This is a genomic window from Sunxiuqinia indica (genome assembly GCF_009847015.1).
Taxonomy (GTDB): domain Bacteria; phylum Bacteroidota; class Bacteroidia; order Bacteroidales; family Prolixibacteraceae; genus Sunxiuqinia; species Sunxiuqinia indica.
In genome coordinates, this window is sequence record NZ_WVEM01000006.1 from 201867 (window position 1) to 223060 (window position 21194).

14 protein-coding genes are annotated in these 21194 nt (G+C 40.0%); all 14 read left to right on the forward strand.

The annotated features are described in order from the left end of the window. Positions 1-129 precede the first annotated feature (129 nt). The 14 genes from GR929_RS11020 to GR929_RS11085 all read left to right on the forward strand — a co-directional run bounded on the left by GR929_RS11020 (position 130) and on the right by GR929_RS11085 (position 21174). Entirely contained in the window at positions 130-1224 is a 1095-nt protein-coding gene (locus GR929_RS11020; RefSeq protein ID WP_159519721.1) for an ABC transporter permease, read from the forward strand. Positions 1225-1292: 68 nt separating this feature from the next. Continuing rightward, positions 1293-2150 carry an ABC transporter ATP-binding protein gene (locus GR929_RS11025; protein WP_159519723.1) on the forward strand — a complete coding sequence of 286 codons (858 nt, stop codon included), beginning with the start codon at positions 1293-1295 and terminating at the stop codon, positions 2148-2150. Between the two features lie 20 nt (positions 2151-2170). Next, positions 2171-2956, forward strand: a complete 786-nt coding sequence (locus GR929_RS11030; protein WP_159519725.1) for an ABC transporter ATP-binding protein — start codon at positions 2171-2173, stop codon at positions 2954-2956. A 9-nt stretch (positions 2957-2965) separates the two neighbouring features. After that, positions 2966-3679, forward strand: a complete 714-nt coding sequence (locus GR929_RS11035) for a Crp/Fnr family transcriptional regulator (protein WP_159519726.1) — start codon at positions 2966-2968, stop codon at positions 3677-3679. Between the two features lie 701 nt (positions 3680-4380). Then, positions 4381-4524, forward strand: a complete 144-nt coding sequence (locus GR929_RS11040; RefSeq protein WP_159519728.1) for a hypothetical protein — start codon at positions 4381-4383, stop codon at positions 4522-4524. A gap of 98 nt (positions 4525-4622) precedes the next feature. Continuing rightward, a complete protein-coding gene (locus GR929_RS11045; protein WP_159519730.1) occupies positions 4623-4832 on the forward strand; it encodes a hypothetical protein in 210 nt (69 codons plus the stop codon). 147 nt (positions 4833-4979) lie between these two features. Then, the gene (locus GR929_RS11050) at positions 4980-7769 is read left to right on the forward strand and encodes a two-component regulator propeller domain-containing protein (protein ID WP_159519732.1); all 2790 of its coding nucleotides are present in this window, start codon (positions 4980-4982) and stop codon (positions 7767-7769) included. A 336-nt stretch (positions 7770-8105) separates the two neighbouring features. Further along, positions 8106-11318 carry a SusC/RagA family TonB-linked outer membrane protein gene (locus GR929_RS11055; RefSeq protein ID WP_159519734.1) on the forward strand — a complete coding sequence of 1071 codons (3213 nt, stop codon included), beginning with the start codon at positions 8106-8108 and terminating at the stop codon, positions 11316-11318. A 12-nt stretch (positions 11319-11330) separates the two neighbouring features. Beyond that, positions 11331-13097, forward strand: coding sequence for a RagB/SusD family nutrient uptake outer membrane protein (locus tag GR929_RS11060; RefSeq protein ID WP_159519736.1), 1767 nt, complete (start codon positions 11331-11333; stop codon positions 13095-13097). Between the two features lie 70 nt (positions 13098-13167). Further along, positions 13168-14565, forward strand: coding sequence for an IPT/TIG domain-containing protein (locus GR929_RS11065; protein ID WP_235934275.1), 1398 nt, complete (start codon positions 13168-13170; stop codon positions 14563-14565). A gap of 71 nt (positions 14566-14636) precedes the next feature. Further along, entirely contained in the window at positions 14637-15911 is a 1275-nt protein-coding gene (locus tag GR929_RS11070; protein WP_201300973.1) for an alginate lyase family protein, read from the forward strand. 160 nt (positions 15912-16071) lie between these two features. After that, positions 16072-17277, forward strand: a complete 1206-nt coding sequence (locus GR929_RS11075) for a glycoside hydrolase family 88 protein (protein ID WP_159519740.1) — start codon at positions 16072-16074, stop codon at positions 17275-17277. 29 nt (positions 17278-17306) lie between these two features. Further along, a complete protein-coding gene (locus tag GR929_RS11080; protein WP_159519742.1) occupies positions 17307-18989 on the forward strand; it encodes a glycoside hydrolase family 43 protein in 1683 nt (560 codons plus the stop codon). Positions 18990-19152: 163 nt separating this feature from the next. After that, positions 19153-21174, forward strand: a complete 2022-nt coding sequence (locus GR929_RS11085) for an alginate lyase family protein (RefSeq protein WP_159519744.1) — start codon at positions 19153-19155, stop codon at positions 21172-21174. Positions 21175-21194: the final 20 nt, after the last annotated feature.

A 21194-nucleotide genomic window follows, 5' to 3' on the forward strand; every position in this document is an offset into this window, starting at 1 on the left:
TATATTTTTTAGTTGGTAAGTGTCAGTAAGGGTGCACCATTCCGGAAACTCGGTGTGCCCTTCACTCACCAACTTTAGCGATCGATGAGAGGCTCGGCCTCATTTTTCAGCAAAAAAAGACATTTCATTATGGGACGAAAAATTTTAAATTCATTTCACTGGCTTGGCTTTAGTTTTCTGGAGCCCTTAGTCCGGTTGATTCGTGGTGAAGAACCTAAAAAGAATGGCCTGATTATCTTTCGAAAGGTCATTGTACCAATTGCTTCTGTTTTGCTTTTTCTGGGAGTTTGTAACTATTTCGCCCACTATTTATACGCGGTTGAACGCGAACGTAAAATAGAAAAAACCTTGGCAACACAGGGTGAAGAAGCGGCATTGGCCATGCAGGAGTGCATCGACTCAGGAGATCTCAGCTGTAAACCGAACTCGTTGCCTTCGCCGGGTGATGTTTGGAACGGAGCCGTCACCTTAATTGAAGACCACAAAACGATTAGTGCAGACAAGGAAGCCTTCCGCGAAAAAACCGCGGGCATCAATGCCAAGCGTAAAGCTCAGGGGAAAGAACCAATTACCTACACCGGTCGCCCTTCTTTTGTTGACCAAATTATGACCAGTCTGGAAACTGTCTTTGCCGGCTTTTTATTAGCGGCACTACTTGCCATTCCTGCAGGCATTGTTTTAGGATTGAGCGAAACCTTGCGCACCGCATTAAACTGGGTTATCCAGATTTTTAAACCCGTATCACCGGTTGTTTGGTTGTTATTGGTCTCAATGGTTGTTAAAACAATTCTGGCCAGTGCCGACATGGACAAATCCTTTGTCATCTCGTTTATTAGTGTTGGCTTGTGCAGCATGTGGGCGACTCTGGTCAATACAGCCATGGGGGTTTCTTCGGTCGACAAAGACTACCTGAATGTTTCTAAGGTACTGCGGCTGGGCGTTTTTAGCAATGTATTTAAAGTAATCCTCCCCTCTTCAATACCACTTATTTTCACGGGTCTGCGCATTACCCTATCGGTTGCCTGGATGGTTTTGATTGCCATTGAATTGTTGGCTCAAAGTCCTGGGTTGGGTTCATTCGTTTGGGAAGAATTCCAAAATGGTGCGAATGATTCGAACGCGAAAATCATTGTTGCTATGTTTGTTATTGGCGGAATTGGGTTCGCCCTTGACCGCATGATGATGTTGGTGCAAAAAGCTGTTAGCTACGAAAGCAGAGCTTAAATTAAGCATATTTGTCACCGATCACATTCAACTTGGAATTTGAAAATCAAAACTTTAAACTCACAATCATGGCCGCATTTTTAGAAATACGTAATGTATCCAAAAGCTTCGGAACGGGATCATCCCGCGTTGAAGTGCTCAAAAATATTAACCTTACCATTGAAGAAGGTGAATTTATTGCTATCGTCGGTTTTACGGGTAGCGGAAAAACCACCCTGATCAGCCTGATTGCCGGATTAATAGAACCGGATGAGGGCGAAATATTACTGAAAGGGAAAAGGATCTCAGGTCCCGGTCCCGACCGCGGTGTGGTGTTTCAAAATTATTCGCTCCTCCCCTGGCTATCGGTAGCCGGCAATGTAAATATGGCCGTGAAACAGGTCTTCCCAAAAATGAAATCAAAAGAACGCAAAGAACATGTTGCCCGTTACATTGAAATGGTAAACCTTACGTCGGCACTACATAAAATGCCCTCCGAGCTTTCTGGCGGAATGCGTCAGCGGGTTTCGGTAGCGCGTGCATTAGCTATGGATCCGGAAATTTTATTACTGGATGAACCACTCAGCGCTTTGGATGCCCTAACCCGTGGTTCACTTCAAATTGAAATTGAACGTATTTGGCGCGAGTCGAAAAAAACAGTTATGCTCATTACCAATGATGTAGATGAAGGTATTTTGTTGGCTGATCGGGTGATCCCATTGAAACCGGGCCCAAGAGCTACCTTGGGAACCATTTTTCCAATCAATTTCAAACGCCCGCGAGATAAAGCAACAATCAATGCTGATGAAAATTTCAAGAAGGAACGTAATGCAATTAATAGCTACTTAATGGAATTGGGTAAATTCCGGTCTGCGTCAAACAAAAAAGTATATCATTTACCACAAATTGAGCCTCAACTGCCGCGACAGAAAAAGGCAATTGTTTAACACTTCAAATACTCATAAAAATGGAAATTGTAACCGATACCAAGGTCATGTTGGAGTGTAAAGATCTAACAAAAGCTTATCCAACACCAACAGGTGATTTTGTCGTGCTGGAAGATTTTCAGCTACAAGTTAAAGAAGAAGAATTTATATCGATCATCGGTCATTCAGGCTGCGGAAAATCAACCCTCTTAACCATGGTCGCAGGCTTGAATGAGATTACAGCAGGTCAGGTTTTACTTGACGAGGTACCAATCAACGGAGCGGGTCCTGACCGGGCAGTTGTCTTTCAATCGCCCAGCCTGTTCCCCTGGATGACAGCCCTTGAAAATGTGATGATCGGAGTGAAACAAGTTTTCCCGCATGCCACAAAAGCCCAGCGAAACGACATTTGTAAATACTATTTGAGCAAAGTTGGCCTGGCTGATGCCTTTCATAAAAAGGCGATTGATTTATCGCAGGGCATGAAGCAACGAGTTGGAATTGCCCGGGCATTTGCTTTAAAGCCAAAAGTTTTATTACTTGACGAACCATTTGGCATGCTCGACTCAATGACTCGTGTAGAACTACAGGACGTTCTGATTGATGTGTGGTCCAAAGAAAAAATTACAGCGATTATGGTTACACATGACGTGGACGAGGCTATTTTCTTGTCGGACCGGGTGATTATGATGACCTCCGGCCCTTATGCCAAAGTAGGCGATGTGGCTCACATTAAATTAAAACGCCCCCGTGAACGTCATACTGTAGTAGAGCATCCTAATTTTTATAAATATCGTCAACACTTACTAACATTCCTGGATCATTAATATAAACCCATGAACCTTAAAAGTTATAGCTGTCATTCCTGCACCAACGAAAATTGCTTGATTAAAAAGCACATTCAGACTGAAGCGATACAGCCCTATCTCAAGCAGAAAAATACATTCCCGTGCAACAAAAAGCAGCAATTTATTCTCGAGGGAGCTCCTGTCAGCGGGCTATATTTTATTTACGAAGGCTGCGTAAAAGTTTTTAAACAAACAGCCAACAAAAATTCGCAGATTATTCGTTTTTCCAAAAACGGTGAGATTGTTGGCCACCGCGGCTTTGGAACCAATTACGTATACGACATCAGCGCGAGTGCTTTAACTGACTCTATTCTCTGTAACTTCTCGACCGATGTGTTGATAGAAATGTTACACAAAACACCGCCGTTAATGTTCGATTTTATGCTTTTTTATGCGGATCAGCTTCAGAAAAGCGAGGCCAATGCCAAACGGTTTGCACAGATGACCGTTCGTGAAAAAGTAATCAATGGCTTGTTATTCATCATGCAAAAGTTTGGACAAACTGATGGTTTCATCAACATAACGCTTTCACGCAAGGACATTGCAGACTTTGCAGGCACTTCAACCGATCAGGTAATTCGTGTTATTTCGGCCTTAAAAAAAGAAGGACTGTTAACAGCTAAAGGTAAAAAACTAGGCATGCCAGATGTTGAAAAATTTGAAGCGCAACTTAAAGAAACACAATATTTCCTGGAAGGATAACTCGATAGCTTAAAAAAATAATTCCTTGCAAATCAGCTCCAACTATTGTGATGAGTTGCTTTCACTGTCCTTTCATTATTGGATAGTCTATAATACTCGCTAAACACCAGCAATAATCATCTAAAAAACTTCGAACCCAGATCATAAAAATATTCTGTTTAAGGCGCTCTCCCGAAATACACATATAAAAAAGCAGCTACAAAAACTTGTAACCGCTTGTTTATTGATGTGGGCCCACCTGGGCTTGAACTATCCTTTAAACACATTTATTATCAAATACATGCAACGGCTCAGCATTAATTAGGTCTCGATTTTGACACCTTTTAAAAAGAACGTTCTATCTCTATTCAAAGTTAAAAATATTCACTATCCCCCATAATCTTGGGGTTAATCATTTCGTATTTTAGTCATTATGAATACCTGGAAAAAAACAAACTGAAGATAACAGCGAAAGCTATTTTTAACTTCTTCATTCATATTCCCTCAATCAATATTTTGATGAAATAACTTGTTCGATTGTACTAATTCTTCCTTCAAAATTCCTGTGGATTTTAACTTCAGAAGTAGAGGGAATTGTACAAAGAACTATTTGAGAAATCTTACTATTACTATATTCAAAAAGGAATACTGAATCCCGATAGAAATAATCAACACCACGATAATCTCCAGATTTCAGAAACGCATCTTATACTACCATAGGGATGTACCGTCGTGCAATTCGTTGCGTTGTCAATGATGCGAAGAAAACAGGCGTAATAAAAGAAAATCAATATCCTTTTGGAAGTGGTAAATTTGAAATACCAACCGGCGAGGGCGTAAGCTGGCTCTTAATTTACAGCAAATAAAAGCAATTGTAATTTATTGTGATGGAAACGAAACGACTAAGAGGGACCGTGATTTATGGTTCTTTTCTTACTTGTGCGATGGAATTAATTTTGCTGATATGTTAAAACTCAAATACTCCAATATTCGTAATGGAGAAATTTGCTTTATGCGTTCTAAAACAGTCCGAACATCTAAAATTGAGAAAGAAACTTGTGCAGTTCCAACACCAGTTTTGAAAATTCATGATGAAGTTAAAGATTATGAGCAACTGGTTAAAGAGCAGGCTGAGAAAATAGAAAAGGAGAGGCTTGGAACAGAACAAAATTGAATAATTTTTAAAGGCCATCATTATTTTATTATTCTAAATGGCTTTATTTAGTAGTACATTTCAATTGAGGGCTGATATAAATAGGAGGAGTTCTCATTTGAGCTAAACTTCTTTTTTTATCTTTGAATTTGTTTTGAGCAGGAGACAATGAAACCGTTATCACATCTAGTTATTCTATTTTTTATAATTTTATGCCAGCCAGCTTTATATGGTTCGGTCCTAACTTTCTCAAAACTTTCAGTTGAGAATGGTTTATCAAATAATGAAGTAAATGTAATTTATAAAGATTCTCATGGATTTATCTGGTTTGGGACACTTCATGGGTTAGATCGTTTTGATGGAATTGAGATAAGGCCTTATACAGAAAAGTTTCCAGATCAACTTGAAAATATACTGTCGATTGAAGAGGATACAAGTAAGAACCTGTGGATTGGCACATCGGAGGGACTGTATGGATACCAGCAAAATCTGGATCGTTTCATAAAAATTTCATTAAATGAAAAATATTCAATTAATAGTATTCAGCTAATCGATGAAAATCGTTTATTTCTGGGAACCGAAAAAGGATTAGTGATCTATAATATTAACACCAAAGTTGTAAAGCATTTATTAATTGATAAAGAGAATCCTACAAGTTCTCAAAATTATATAACCGATATTCTACTTGATAGTCATGGTAGCTGCTGGTTAGCCACGCGTCATGGATTAACCAGGATCACAATTGATGATAACGAGGTTAATAATTATTATTTCGAGTCTGAATATCAGGAAGACTACAACACGTTTACCTCCTTATGTGTAGTTGGTAACAGAATGTACCTGGGTACTGCGAATAAGGGAATTGTCGAGTTCAATTTAAATAACAAAATATTCACAAAAAATAATACGGTTGGAGATTGCCTGGTGACAACAATTTCAAGTGATAATAGAGAAAAATTATATATTGGCACCAATGGTTCAGGACTACTGATACTAAATCTCAGGACAAATCAAATTGACGTTGTTGAAAAACTAGAGGATGATCCCAGATCATTGAGTTCTAATTCAGTTTATTCGTTTCTTCTTGATGAAAATCAGCGTTTATGGATTGGAACATATTCAGGAGGAGTAAATTTCTCAAATACTGTATTAGGTGGTTTTCATCTCCACAATATTTCAACTGATTATACAACGGTAAATAAAAGCATACGATCATTTTATTTTTCCCCTGAAGGTAACCGCTATTTTGGTACCAGGAATGGATTCATTCACATGGATAAAAATGACGAGATAAAACTCTTCCGTGATAATAATACAGATGGGCAATTGAGATCGAATATTATTCTTGCCATTTATCCATTTAATAACCATCTGCTTATTGGAACCTACGGAGGGGGAATAAGCGTTTACGATCCAATAAATAGGCATATGAGCTCATTTTTGGACGATGACAGATTTCTAAACAGTAATAACTACGCTTTTACTACGGATAATGAAGGTCGGCTGTGGATTGCCTCTCACAATGGAATTTATAGTTTTCAAGAGCGTGAAGGAAAGATTAATAACTATAACATTGAAAATTCTCAATTAAACAGTAATGAGATTTTCTATTTAACAACTGACTCTGAAAATCGGCTTTGGCTTGGGACTAGCAAGGGATTTTCTGTATACAACATTGAAGGCGACAGTTTAAAAGAAATCCAACTTCCGAAAATCGCGGAAAATTCAAATAAGGTAAACTATATCACCGAGGATCTGGCAGGAAATATGTGGATATGTACAGAAATTGGTGGCCTGTACATGCTAAATGATGACCTTGATAATTATAAGGTCTACAAACAGAAAGATGGTTTACCAGATAACTCGGTTTGTTCAATTGTCGAAAACAGCCCCGGAAGTTTTTGGATTAGTACACTCAAAGGATTTTGTCATTTCTCCCTCAAGGAAAATAGTTTTAAGAATTATTCAATTTCAGATGGATTGCCGGGCTTGGTGTTTTCGCCTGCTGCTGTGTATTTGGCAAACGATGGGCAACTGTGGTTTGGTAACGAAAAAGGATTAATGGGATTCTATCCTGAAAATGTTGATGAAAAAGTTATAGAATCGCGAATTGTAATTACCAATTTATATACTTCGGGTAAGAATGTTGTATTAGAAGACAATTCTACTCTTAACAAACCAATTGAATTTTCTGAAGAGTTGGTTCTAGATTATAAATCTAACAACATTGGTTTCCGGTTTGTAGATTTAAACTATTTAAGTCCCTATGACAATAACTACTTTGTTATGCTTGAGGGCTTGGATAAAAAATGGCAAAATAATGGCAACAAGAATACCATATTTTATGATGGATTAAAACCAGGGGAATATGTATTTAAAATTAAAAATGTTGTAAGTGCTGCGGAAGAAACTGAAAACATCAAGGAATTAAAGATTATTGTTAGCCAGCCATTTACAAGAAGTGCCACTTTTTGGATTGGAATAATCCTCGTTGTAATTGCCATTTGTGCATACCTGTATCGTACCTACACAAAGCTTATGAAGATTCAGCAAAAATATATTGAAGCGCATGAAGATGTACGCAAGTATCAAAGTTCTGGGCTCAGTGATAAGGATTTGAATGTTATCGTTGAGAAGATAAGACACTATGTTAAAACAGAAAAAGCTTATTTAAACGCAGATATAAAATTAAGTGAGGTGGCAAATAAACTTAATATTCCGACCCACCATATCTCGCAAGCATTGAACCAGGTGTTAGATCAGGGATTTTCTGATTTCTTAAATAAGTACCGAGTGCGAGAAGTGCGGTATTTGCTTGAAAACGATGCCCAAAAAAATCTAACTCTGATGGCGATTGCCCGACAATGCGGTTTTAATTCCAAAACGTCATTTTATCGGGTTTTCAAAAAATTCACTGGTAAAACACCTATCGATTATATTGATTCTCTTAAATCCTAAGAGCTAATCCATATTCTTCTTTAACAAATTTGCAACAAATACTAACCGACAAGATTTACGATGTTTTTGATTAGCCTTTTATTGTACCAAATTCCCTATGGAACGAAATTCTTTTGAAATTTATCTGACCCGGGCCTTTACGCCCACACTGTCAGCATTTTACAAACTCCCGACCAGTGAGTTTCAAATAATTATTTGATACTTCAAAGAGTACCATTTTCTTGAAAAACAGCTTTTGTCTGACCTAACTTTACAAAATCTGAGATGATAAAGAAATGCCAGTTTTTGGCAAGCAAGAAATGACGTAAATCAATAATTCAGTTAAAACTAAAATTTATGAAAAAAAAGAATCCGAATGTTTTTTTGAAAGACAGAGGTAAAGGTCTGTTTTCTCTCATCAGTATTATTATAATATTATTAGTGCTGGTAAGTAGTTCGGTTTTTGCTCAACAGGCAAAAACCTTAAGTGGCACCGTAAAGGATGAAAACGGAGTTACTCTTCCAGGCGTAACTGTTGTTGTTGATGGTACAACAACCGGAACTGTGACCGACATGGATGGTCATTTTAGGCTTGATGTTCCTTCCGATGCGCAGGCATTACAGTTTTCATTCGTAGGCATGAAAACACAAACTGTACCTCTTGGAAATAAAACTACTTTTGAAATTACCATGCTTAGTGAAGCAATTGGTTTGGAAGAAGTCGTTGCTGTGGGATATGGAATACAGAAAAAAGCAACGCTTACAGGAGCCATTGAGACAGTTAAAGCAGAAACGTTTAAAGATCGTGCAGTAACAAGTCCGGCATTGGCGTTACAAGGACAAAGCCCGGGTCTTGTTGTAACCCGCACTTCTTCGCGGCCCGGCAACGAAGACCTCAATTTGCAAATAAGAGGAGCAACGTCGGTAAATGGAGGCACTCCGTTAATTGTTATTGATGGAGCACCTGTTGTGAATGACGATGCTTTTTATAACATGAACCCAGACGATATTGAGTCTATAAGTGTACTGAAAGATGGAGCTGCTGCCATTTACGGATCCCGGGCAGCTAATGGTGTGCTTCTCGTGGAAACCAAGCGAGGTTCGGCGGGTAAAATTAAGGTGAATTTAACCAGTAATCTTCGGGTAAATTCGATTGGTATAAAACCTGCCGTACCAGGCATGAAACAATATGCCAGAATGTTTATGGAGGCTACCGATGAGGATTTGGCCTATGCGGGTACTGCTTGGTATTGGGGCTGGAGAAACAGGGAAACGCTGGAAAGAATGCAAGGTGATGGACCGGGAGAAGGACCGGGCATATATACTACCGAGTACTGGGGAGATATTTACCTCGGAGACGCTTCCCGGTTTGATGATATGTATGGAACTTCTTACTCGCATCAAACTAATTTCAGTATTTCGGGTGGCTCTGAAAAATCCAGCTATAGAATTTCTGCCGGATATGCTGAAAACGTAGGTAATCTTATTCCCGCGTATGATGGCAAAGAGCAACATAACTTAAGGTTTAATCACAATTATAAAATTTCGAAGAGGATAAAATTAGAAACAGGCTTGTCTTATCTGAGGTCTCATGTTTCCTCTCCATCTGGGGGGTTAGGAGTTACTTCTTTGGCCAATGATCCTCCATTGTTCCCTTCCAAAAACCCTTATGGTCAGTGGTATGCCAACTTTGGTATTGCCGGAAACAGGCACTCGGTGGCTAATGTTGTAAATGGTGGCCGTGAAGAGAAATATACCGATCAGTTTAAACTATACATGGCCGCTATTGCGGATATTACGGATGACCTGAACTTTAGGGTTACTGCAAGTGTAGATAAAGAGTTTTGGGATCGCGAAACCTATAAAATTAATGTTCCTACCTATACTTGGTTTGGAGAAAAAGCCCCTGAATCGGTGAATCCCGGCACAACCCCTTCATTCGAAAAAGAGAAATATTTTACCACCTATGAAAATTACGGTGCTTTTCTCGACTACAAGAAGACGCTTTGGACTGATCACAACTTTGGTTTAATGGTGGGTACTACTGCGGAACTAAGAACGACAGATGTACTGAAAGGGAAAAGACAAGGTTTCGAAGATTATGGAATTTATGATTTGAATGTTGCATCGCTTGAAAACGATGTGACCAATGAAGGAGGATCTACGAACTGGGGCTTTCTGTCCTATGTAGGACGATTCAATTACAATTATAAAGATAAATATTTATTTGAGCTAACCGGCCGGAGAGACGGATCATCAAAGTTCCATCCCGATTATCGCTGGTCAAATTTCGGAGGAGCTTCAGTAGGCTGGGTTATTACCGAAGAATCATTTATGCAAGACATTCCGGGTTTGGACTTCCTCAAACTAAAGGCTAGTTATGGCGAGATGGGAGGTCAGGTTGGAATTGGTAACCATGACTACGTTTCTTCAATAGCCCTCCGTACGGTTGTTTTTGGTACACCTGCGGACAACCAAACCAGAGCATATGTGGATGGGCTAACCAGCCTGAACCGTACCTGGGAGAGAATAGGAATGGCTAATTATGGCGCTGAGTTTAGAGCTCTTAATAATAAACTATCAGGATCGTTTGATTATTTTAATAAGAAGAACGATGGAATGCTGATCGCGGTAAATTATCCTGATATACTGGGAGGAAATGCTCCTAAAACAAACAGTGGAATATTGAAAGTGCATGGCTGGGAGGCGGCACTCTCGTGGCGGTCTTCCGTCGGTGAATTTAAATATAATGTATCCCTCAACATGAGTGATGCAAGAAATGAGCTGGTAAGCATGGAAGGTGTTAGCACATATACGGCTGGCCTCAACAAAACGGTGCAAGGTTACCCGCTCAATTCGTATTTTCTCTATCAAACCGATGGTTTTTTTGCGAATGAAGCAGAAGTCCAGGCTTATTACGACCAATTGGATAATGGAGGAGATATTCCTAATGGAGGCGATGCAAATATTCGCTTGCGTCCAGGAGACACCAGGAAAATTAACCTGGATGGAGATAATATCATTCTCGGCTCAGGATCAACAGTTGAAGGTGACGGTGATATAAAATACATGGGAGACAATGCGCCACACTATACCTATGGTATAAACTTAGGTTTCCAATACAAAGGATTTGATTTTAGTACTTTCTTTCAGGGAGTGCTTAATCAAAATATCGTTAGAAAAGACAATATGGCATTTCCATATGCAACGGTAGGTAACAATCAGACCACGGCATATGAAGGCAAGACCTGGACGGAAGAAAAACCGGACGCATCCTATCCCAGATTAACAGTACAGTCAACCCGGGCAAAATGGAATTGGGCCAATAATGATTTTGTAATGCAAAATAACCGCTATATCAGAATGAAAACACTGGTAGTTGGCTACACATTCAGCAACCTCAACATTGGTAATTACGCTTTAGACAACTTCCGCATTTATTTCTCAGGAAATGACTTGTTTGAATTTACCAGTATCAAGGATGGTTGGGATCCTGAGTTTGGTGCCAGTAGCCATAGTTCCTATCCGTTTAACAGAACCTATTCTTTAGGTTTAAATGTGACATTCTAAAAATTGAAAGAGATGAAAAAAATAAATTATATAATAATATTGTTGGGAATTTTGGTTTCAACAGCCTGTGAAGATAAATTTCTGGACTTAGAAATGCAGGATAAACTGTCAGAGTCGTCTTATTATAAGACCGCTGATCATTACAGGGCTTCAGCTAATAGTTTTTATAATGGCCTATGGGGGTGGAAAGATGCTCAGGGACTTCTTTTAGACCGTGGATCAGATTTAAATATCTCTTATGCAAATTATGCTGCTTATGGAAGAGGGAATATTACTGTTCCCAATCAAGACGACGTGTGGTCGCATTCCTATGGGCAGATCAGAGATAATAATATTCTGTTGGAGAAAGCTGAAGAATATTCAGGAGAGCCTGAAGAAATTGCAGCATATGTTGCTGCTGCGTATTTTTTTAGAGCATACCATCATTTCTTCCTGCTCCAGCGTTTTGGCGGAGTCCCGGTAGTTACAAAAGTATTGGATACAGATGAGCTGGATATGCCAAGAAATAGCAGATATGAAGTCTTCAATCAAATTAAGCAAGATTTGGAGGACGCAATCCCTGATTTGCCGAGGGAGGCTAATATTGCGAGCAGCGACAAAGGGCATATTAGTATGGAAGCTGCACAATCTCTTTTGGCCAAAGCATTTTTATATGAAGCAACATGGGAAAAATATGTGGGCACAGCAACGGATGGAGATGGGACCAATGAAGGAGCCGGCTCTACTAAACCGGAAAGCTATCCGTCCGTAGACGATATGTTTCAACAAGCAGTTACATTGTCTAAGGATGTTATGGACAATGGTGGTTTTGAGTTATGGAATTACAATGATGAATTGAACAACTTAAGTATGTATTATCTCTTTAACCTCGAGGATGAAGGATCTAACCCCGCGGGTCTGGACAAATCGACGAACAAGGAGTTTATATTTTATAGTAAGTACGATAATATTCTGCGTCAGGGAGGAACCAACATAAGTCATGCTGCTTATTACTCCGCGGTGAATCAAAATTTTATGGACATGTTTCTTGCTACCGATGGACTTCCCATCGATAAGTCTCCTTTATTCGAGGGGTACCAAAACCATTATCAACAACTGATGAATCGTGATTATAGATTGTATGCATATGTAGGAGAAAATGAGCAAAGGATCGAAATCATAGAGGAAACACCAGAATTTGTAGATGGAGCATTACCTTTCTACGGAAACCGTAAGTTTAAATCTTATGATTATCCGAATTACCGGGAGGCTACTACCGAATCAGCAGATTTTCCACATATCAGGCTTGCAGAAGTATACCTGATTTATGCCGAAGCTTTGTATGAGCTAAATGGAGCAATTACTGATGAGCAATTGAATGAGTCGCTTAATTTGGTCAGGGGAAGATCAGGTGTTGCACCTCTCACGAATACACTGGCGGGCAATAACAATTTGGATATTCTTCAGGAAATCCGAAGAGAAAGAGCTGTGGAGTTGTTTCAGGAAAATAACCGGTTTAACGATTTAAAGAGATGGGGAATTGCTGAAGAGGCTTTAAACGCCACCATTTTTGGGCCAATCATAGAAGGTACTGTTTATGAAGGAGACGATAATTTATATGAGTCTTCATCCTATATCTTCGGAGAAGCTGTAAAAGAATATACCGGCGTAGGCTCAAGAAGAGCAATTGTTCAGGATCCGGCTGTAAATCGAAATTTTACGCTCAAGAATTATTTGTACCCTATACCTTTGGATGAAATTAATTTAGACAAAGAGTTATTACAAAATCCAGGTTATTAATTGATGTAATAAAACAATGATGAAAATGAAAAATTCTATATTATATAAAACACTTATTATTGTTATAGGTTTGGGATTTGTCCTGTCATGTCGAGAGGATTTTGATCCTGAAATAGCCGAATATCCCGAAATAACCATCGAAAATTTTAGCCCAAAGATGGCTCGTCCGGGGGCATCCGTTACTATTACCGGAACAAATTTTGGCGACCGTACGGAGGCTGTAACGGTAGCCTTTTCAGGAGTTGAGGCTGAAGTTACCAGTACCGAAGACAATGAGATTGTCGTTACCGTTCCCGAACAAGCAGCCACTGGAAATTTATCAGTAAAGGTTTGGCTTTCGGAAAAGCAATTTATGGACGAATTTATTGTAATACCGGGAGCTAAGATCGCTTCTTACAGCTCCACAAGTGTAGGACTGGGTGATACTGTTACAATTACCGGAACAAATTTTGGCTCGGATGCAGACGATGTTAATATTACTATAAATGAAGTTGAGGCAGAGATAATTTCAGTTAATGATACCGAGATTCAATTCCGGGTACCTGATACAAGTACGGGTATTTTTGTTATGAAAGTTGGGGCTCAGACTATTGAAGGGCCGGTATTCTTGGTCGGCATTGAAAAAGTTACAGGTGAGCTTTTTGGACATTCTGGATCTTGGGGCAATAACCCAGATACGGAAATAGATGCCGGAGTGGATGGAGATATCGAAACCTTTGTAGATGCAAATGGAAGTGTAGGCTATTTGGGCTATAAACTTGACGGTGGATATGGAGTAATTCCCACCATGATCAGGTTCTTCCCTCGAGTGACCCATGCAGGCAGAATGGTAGGAGCAGAAATTAGAGGTACAAACGATCCGTCTAATGCAGCAAATCCATCAAGCGGAGAATATGATGTTCTTTATACTATACCCGAAACACCAAATACAGAAGAGTTCACTCAGGTGGATTTAGAAGCTGGGAACACGGCTTACCAGTATATATATATATACTTCGCCTCAGGGGGCGGAAACCTTTCAGAGATCGAGTTTTATGGGAAAATTGAGGTTCCTAAATTAACCGGAACGTTGATTGGACACTCTGGATCATGGAACGATAATCCGGATACCGAGATTATTGCTGCAGTAGATGGTGACCTAAGCACCTTTGTAGATGGAGCTACGAGCTCCGGTTACGTTGGATACGATCTTGGTAATGGAAGAACTGCTGTTGTCACAAAATTCAGGTATGCCCCAAGAGCGTCTCATCCTGCCCGCATGGTTGGCGGTGAACTTCGTGCCTCGAATGATCCAGATTACCTGAACAACTTTACTGTGCTTCACACGATAGAATCAGAGCCAGGGGTTGATGAATATTCAGAAGCAGAGATAAATGAGGCAACGAGCTACAGATATATATACTACTATAGTTCAAGTGGTTCTTGCAATGTTGCAGAAGTAGAATTTTATGGCTTGGAAAGTAATTAATTCATAAAATTAGAAGGGACACACAGCGAAATCCCTGTGTGTCCCCTTTTTCGAAAATAAATATCGTAAAAATGAGGATGAGAAAACTTGAAATATTGTGGGTAATAATTGTTATGGTGTGTCTATTCGTTGGATGTGGTAGTGATAATGAACCAATAACTAACGGCAATGATGATGACAATAACAATGAAGAACCTACCGCCCCGCAGAAAATAGAAACTGACCCGAACAAGACATTTATACATCCAGGTCTGTTACATTCGGCAGAAGATTTCGACCGTATGAAGGCGAAAGTACAAGCAGGAGCTGAACCGTGGTTTAGTGGCTGGGAAAAACTGACAGCCAATAACCATTCCGCCTCCAGCTATACGCCACAACCGGTTAAAAAATTAGTAAGAGGAGGTGGCTCACGTGAAGAGCCCGATCCTGATAACTACGCTAAGGCTTTTAATGATGCTGCTGCTGCATACCAAACGGCCATACGATGGAAAATATCGGGAGATGATTCCTATGCCGAAACAGCCATAAAAATTCTAAATGGGTGGGCTTCTACCTGCGACAAACTAAGTGGGAATTCAAATATACAGCTCGCAGCGGGTTTGTATGGATATCAATTTGCCAATGCTGCGGAAATCATGCGCGATTATGAAGGATGGGAGACAGCAGATTTTGCCGCCTTTAAACAATGGCTATTGGATTTATTTTACCCTGTAAGTAGTGATTTTTTGGTCAGGCATAACAATACCTGTATCAGCCATTATTGGGCCAACTGGGATTTGTGCAACATTGCCAATGTTATGGCTATTGGTGTATTAACCGATAATGCCGCCATCTACAATGAAGCTATTTCTTATTTGATGGAAGGAGAAGGCAACGGAGCCCTCGATAATGCTATTTATTATGTGCACGGAGATGCATTGGCTCAACTTCAGGAGAGTGGTAGAGACCAGGGGCACACATTGTTGTGCATAGGTTTGCTGGGCACCATTGCGCAAATGGCATATAATCAAGGAGATGATCTTTTTGGATATGATGACAACAAAATATTGAAGGCTGCAGAGTATGTTGCTAAATATAACTATGCCAACTTAAATGTTCCTTTTGAACCCTACGACAATTGTGATAATGTCAATCATACAGTAATCAGCGACGGAGGAATAGGCGGTAAACGCCCCGTTTGGGAACTTCTTTATAATCACTATACGAAGAAAAAAGACATTTCTTTCCCTTATCTCGAAATGGCCGCAAAAGTGCATCGCCCTGAAGGCGGTGGCGGTGATTATGGCCCAAATAGTGGTGGATATGATCAATTGGGTTTTGGAACACTACTATTCACAATTGAATAAGAAATGTAAAAGTAATAGAGAAGATCAGAGTCGTTTAACTTGGTTTAGTTTTAGTTAGAAGAATAGCATCCGAAAGATCTCGGATGCTTTCTACAAATTTCAACTGCTGCCTCTGTATTCTGATATTCATTCAATAAATATCAAAGAATCATTAGATAAAATGAATAACCTTTTTTATACAATAATTGTATTAATCTGTTTGTCGGCATGTAGTTCTAACTCTCGCGAGAAGTTGGAGTTCGATGAACAACAGATGCTTGACTATACGGTTGAGAAAGTTATTGCTTCATTAAGCTCAATGTCATGTGGCGATAGTTTGCCCCGGAATATATATTCTGGACAGACCGATTGGAATCTTGTTGGGATAAACGACTGGTGTAGTGGTTTTTGGCCAGGGATATTATGGTATGCCTATGAAGAATCGAAGAACCCGGATATTCTTGCTAGTGCGCAAGGTTTTACTGAACCATTAGGTGGAGTTCTTGAGGTGCCTGTTGATAATCACGACCTTGGATTTATGCTTTACAGTAGCTATGGTAATGGATTTCGTTTAACTGGGAATCCTGCTTATCAGGATGTTATCCTGACCTCTGCTGATTCATTGGCTACCCTGTATAACTCGAAAGTTGGAACAATACTATCGTGGCCTTCGATGCGCGAAAAAATGAATTGGCCACATAACACGATTATTGATAATATGATTAATCTGGAGTTACTCTTTTGGGCATCGAAAAACGGAGGTAGTCAACATTTGTACGACATTGCAGTAAAACATGCAGAAACATGCATGACGACTCTGATTCGCCCCGATTATTCTACTTATCATGTTGCTGTTTTCGACACGATCGATGGGCACTTTATCAAAGGAGTAACCCACCAGGGATATGCCGATAATTCGATGTGGGCACGCGGACAAAGCTGGGGAATTTATGGCTATACCATGGCATATCGTGAAACCGGAGATGAACGTTTTCTCGATCTTGCAACCAAGTTAGCAGATCGGTTTCTTGAACGATTGCCTGAAGATGGTATTCCTTACTGGGATTTCGATGACCCCAAAATTCCGGATGCACCGAAAGATGCTTCGGCGGCCTGTGTTGCAGCATCGGCCTTGCTTGAATTATCTTCTTTTATGGATAATGAAAATCTTAAAGCCGGGTATAAAAATGCAGCTATAAAAATGCTTTCAATCCTGTCTACAGATGCTTATTTGGCAAACGGTAAAAACCAGGCTTTTTTGATGCACTCAACAGGCCATTATCCAAATGGGAGTGAGATTGATGCTTCTATTATTTATGCCGATTATTATTACATTGAGGCATTAACGAGACTGAAGAAAATTAATGCCGGCAAACGCTTGCACTGATTTTCAATGACCACTTTATAATTCATTGAATGAAGATTAAGCCAATAGCCGGAATACTTTTAATACTGCTGGTTGCCTGTCAACGGCAAAGCCGAACAGAAGATAGAATAACATGCTCTGATGTTCAGGCTAATGATATTTCATCGGTATATATCTCGGATAATGGAGATGGAACCTATAATAATCCAATTTTGCATGCCGATTACTCCGACCCTGATGTTCTGCGGGTTGGCGATGATTATTTTATGACAGCTTCCAGTTTTAATTGTAGTCCGGGGTTACCTATTCTTCATTCAAAAGACTTAGTGAATTGGGAAATTGTAAATTACGCTTTGCCTCATCTCAATTATAAAGAGAATTTTGATGTGCCTCAACACGGGAAAGGAGTATGGGCTCCCTCTTTTAAATTTCATAACGGAGCATATTATATTTACTGGGGCGATCCCGATTGGGGAATTTATATGGTAAAAACCAACAATCCTTTTGGCAAGTGGAGCAATCCCGTTTTGATAAAAGAAGCAAAAGGTGTCATCGATCCAAGTCCGCTTTGGGATGAAGATGGTAAATTGTACCTGGTAACTGCATGGGCAGCAAGCCGAGCCAATATAAACAGTGTGCTTACCATTTGGGAAATGAATGCGGAGGGCACAAAAATTATTTCTGAAGGAAAGCATGTTTTCGATGGACACGAAAATCATCATACAGTTGAGGGGCCTAAGTTGTACAAAAAAGATGGTTACTATTACATTTTTGCACCGGCAGGAGGAGTGTCAACCGGCTGGCAGCTGGTGTTGAGATCAAAAAATATTTATGGCCCGTATGAAGAAAAAGTGGTATTGGCACAGGGTAAAACAAACATCAATGGGCCACATCAGGGAGCTTGGGTAGAAACGCAGGCAGGAGAATCGTGGTTTATTCATTTTCAGGATAAAGGTGCATATGGCCGAATTCTTCATCTTCAACCCGTTAATTGGATTGATGGTTGGCCGGTTATGGGAATTGACAACGATGGAGATGGTTGTGGCGAACCGGTACTAAGCTATAAAAAACCTGATGTGGGTGGAAACTTTCTGATAAATACCCCAGCCGCAAGTGATGAGTTTAGCGATGGAAAACTGGGGCTGCAATGGCAATGGGCAGCCAATCATTCCATAAAATGGAAGATACAATTACCAGAGCAGGATTATTTACGACTGTTGGTGTATCCTAAACCTGAGGTAACAACGCCTTTATGGATGGTGCCTAACCTGTTAATGCAGAAATTTCCGGCACCTGAATTTACCGCTACCACAAAACTAAAGCTAACTTTGGAATGGGAGGTGTGGCAAAGTAAAAAGGCCGGATTGACCGTTATGGGCAACGATTACGCTTATTTGGCTCTGGCAAAAGATAAGGAAGGTTATAATGTTGAACTGTACAAAGGTAGCATGATTGATCGGTACACAGCCAATGATCATTTGGAAGAGGTAGCCAGTATTTCATCTAATGAGGTTTTTTTCAGGGTAGATGTTACTGAACCGGGGTTATGTTCCTTCAGTTACAGCGAAGACGGAACTAATTTTAAAAAGATAGGCACGCCACATCAGGCTCAGCCTGAATTATGGATTGGTGCAAAAGTTGGCATTTTTGCCGTCATGGATCCAGGTATACGGGCAGGTGGATACGCCGATTTTGATTGGTTTAGGATAGCTGAATTACAGAAGAATGAGTAATATGAAGAATACGAAGAGCTGCTAACACAAAAGATGGTTTGAATCGGAAACAAAGAAATAAGAAGCTGTTAGGAATCTTCACCATTCGATACGACAAAAAAGAGAGTGGTTTTACTCATCAGAAATTTTATATGATGGATACTGTAACAGACAATTTTAACAGATGAAAAGAATAAATCTCAATTTACCCATAATTGTACTAATGTCGTTATTGATATGCTGTATGTTTATTACGAATGCACAAACTACTTTTATTCATCCTGGCGGCTTGCATACTCAGGCCGATCTTGACCGAATGAAATCAAAGGTTGCAGAAAAGGAACATCCCTGGATTGATGGCTGGAGACTCTTGAATGGAGATCCCCTGGCTCAAAATACTTATAAAGCATCTCCGCAAGCTAATATGAATCTCCGGCAACTAATGTCTAAAGATGCCCATGCAGCTTATTTGAATGCCATCAGATGGTATGTTTCCGGAGATGAGAGTTATGCCAAATGTGCGATCAATATTTTCAATGATTATTCGTCTGTTGTCAATCAAATACCTTCTGGTGGCAATACTGATATTGTTGGATTGGGAGGGATCGGCATATCGGAATTAGCTATGGCTGCGGAAATAATGAGAATTTATGATGGCTGGTCGGGTGAAGATTTTGAACGATTCAAAAATATGATGGTCGAATATTTCTATCCGGTTTGCCATGATTTTCTGATAAATCACAACGGAGCATGTATCGATTATTATTGGGCAAATTGGGATGCCAATAACATTACAGCGTTAATTGCGATCGGAGTGTTGTGCGATAATCAGGCGATTTACGATGAAGGTGTTGAATATTTTAAAAATGGTAAAGGTACTGGCAGTATAAAACACGCTGTTTATCATATACACGAGGAAAACCTTGGACAATGGCAAGAGAGCGGTCGCGATCAGGAACATGCACAATTGGGAGTCGGGCTATTAGGTACTGCCTGTCAGATTGCCTGGAACCAGGGGCTTGATCTTTTCGGGTACGACAATAATCGCTTGCTTGCAGGTGCTGAATACACCGCAAAGTATAATCAGATGCAGGAAGTTCCCTTTCAATTCTATAATAATTGTCAACCTTCAAATCACAAATGGCCGGCAATTAACGGACGCGGGCGCTTGGACGATCGTCCGGTTTGGGAAATGTTATACAATCATTACGTTGTACGACAAGGGTTAAGTGCACCCAACGTACAACGAATGGCCGAATTGATGCGCCCCGAACACGGAAGTAAAGACCATTTTGGATATGGGACACTTACCTTTACGTTGGAAGATTCTAAATTTCCTCCATTCCCTGTGCCAGGTATGCCTACAGAATTAAAGGCTACAGCAGGTATCGGTAAAGTATTTTTAACCTGGCAAGCACCAGAAGATTATACAGCAACAGGCTATGTAATTGAGAGGGCTTTGGGTAAAAATGGGGAGTTCCAAACCATTGCTCTATGGGAGGATAACACTTACACTGTTTATACCGATAAGGACATTTCAAATGGAACGATTTATTATTATAAAGTGGCTGCACTAAATCAATCTGGAACTGGCGACTTTTCAACTGTGGCTACTGCAACACCAATGGCTCCAAAAGTTTTACCAGATAACTGGGAAATAGCAAACATAGGCGAGAACATAACCGGAACGGGCCATTATGCGAATGTTGCTGGTTCAACTTTTATTGTTAGTGGGAATGGCGATCAGATTGGAGGAAATAAAGATAAAGCGACATTCTGTTATACACCCGTAGTAGGCGGTTTTGAAATTACCTGCCGAATAAGTGACATTTCCGGATCATTATCTAAAACAGGCTTGATGATAAGAGAGTCTTTAAATGCCAATTCGCCTGTAGTTACAATGACATTAGGTGAAGGCGGAGGCCGTTTCGCACGAATGGGATACCGAAAGTCAACCAACGCTGAAATGTCATCAACGTTGGGGAATACCTATACCTGGCGACCTGCCTGGTTTAGGCTAAAACGTAACGGAGACACATTCACCGTTTTTGAATCATCAGATGGTGAAAAATGGTTCGAAGTTGATTCGGTTGAAATAACAATGACTTCACAATGCTTTGCTGGTATGGCAGTAAGTTCCCGAAATAGTAATTCAAAAAACACGACAACTTTTGATCATGTAACAGTAAATATGGATGAAAACTGATAACTAATCAATTGTAAACT

Excerpts from the sequence above, each read along its gene's own strand:
- GR929_RS11085 (WP_159519744.1), top strand. The coding sequence starts at position 19,153 with ATGAAAAGAATAAATCTCAATTTACCCATAATTGTACTAATGTCGTTA.
- GR929_RS11035 (WP_159519726.1), top strand. The coding sequence starts at position 2,966 with ATGAACCTTAAAAGTTATAGCTGTCATTCCTGCACCAACGAAAATTGC.
- GR929_RS11070 (WP_201300973.1), top strand. The coding sequence starts at position 14,637 with ATGAGGATGAGAAAACTTGAAATATTGTGGGTAATAATTGTTATGGTG.
- GR929_RS11040 (WP_159519728.1), top strand. The coding sequence starts at position 4,381 with ATGTACCGTCGTGCAATTCGTTGCGTTGTCAATGATGCGAAGAAAACA.
- GR929_RS11030 (WP_159519725.1), top strand. The coding sequence starts at position 2,171 with ATGGAAATTGTAACCGATACCAAGGTCATGTTGGAGTGTAAAGATCTA.
- GR929_RS11075 (WP_159519740.1), top strand. The coding sequence starts at position 16,072 with ATGAATAACCTTTTTTATACAATAATTGTATTAATCTGTTTGTCGGCA.
- GR929_RS11020 (WP_159519721.1), top strand. The coding sequence starts at position 130 with ATGGGACGAAAAATTTTAAATTCATTTCACTGGCTTGGCTTTAGTTTT.
- GR929_RS11025 (WP_159519723.1), top strand. The coding sequence starts at position 1,293 with ATGGCCGCATTTTTAGAAATACGTAATGTATCCAAAAGCTTCGGAACG.
- GR929_RS11060 (WP_159519736.1), top strand. The coding sequence starts at position 11,331 with ATGAAAAAAATAAATTATATAATAATATTGTTGGGAATTTTGGTTTCA.
- GR929_RS11055 (WP_159519734.1), top strand. The coding sequence starts at position 8,106 with ATGAAAAAAAAGAATCCGAATGTTTTTTTGAAAGACAGAGGTAAAGGT.
- GR929_RS11080 (WP_159519742.1), top strand. The coding sequence starts at position 17,307 with ATGAAGATTAAGCCAATAGCCGGAATACTTTTAATACTGCTGGTTGCC.
- GR929_RS11050 (WP_159519732.1), top strand. The coding sequence starts at position 4,980 with ATGAAACCGTTATCACATCTAGTTATTCTATTTTTTATAATTTTATGC.
- GR929_RS11045 (WP_159519730.1), top strand. The coding sequence starts at position 4,623 with ATGTTAAAACTCAAATACTCCAATATTCGTAATGGAGAAATTTGCTTT.